Origin of the sequence: Halomonas marinisediminis, from assembly GCF_004347715.1 — a bacterium.
Taxonomy (GTDB): Bacteria; Pseudomonadota; Gammaproteobacteria; order Pseudomonadales; family Halomonadaceae; genus Halomonas; species Halomonas icarae.
This window is the reverse complement of the sequence record NZ_SLTR01000161.1, coordinates 1-323: the sequence shown is the minus strand read 5'-3', so window position 1 is coordinate 323 and position 323 is coordinate 1. Positions and strand designations below refer to the sequence as shown.

Annotated in this window: 1 protein-coding gene; it reads left to right on the top strand. The window is 70.0% G+C overall.

What is annotated here, in order from left to right:
- The coding region (locus tag E0702_RS16210; RefSeq protein WP_306766931.1) for a 1-deoxy-D-xylulose-5-phosphate synthase N-terminal domain-containing protein at positions 1–323 on the top strand (323 nt) is incomplete at both ends.

The following is a 323-nucleotide window of genomic DNA, read 5'->3' as shown; positions in this document are numbered from 1 at the left end:
CACGGCGCGCGACCTGGGCGGGCCCACCGGCGACGCCATCGCGGTGATCGGCGACGGCTCGATCAGCGCCGGCATGGCCTACGAGGCGATGAACAACGCGGGCTCCGAGAAGCGCCGCCTCTTCGTGATCCTGAACGACAACGAGATGTCCATCGCCCCGCCCACGGGCGCGATGTCCACCTATCTCAGCGATCTGGCCTCGTCTGGCCCGCTCTATGCCTTGAAGGAACTGGCCGAGGGCGTGGAACGCAGCCTGCCCGGCCCCTTGCGCGAAGGGGCGCAGCGTGCGCGCAACCTGGTGACCGGGGAGCATGGCTCCTCCG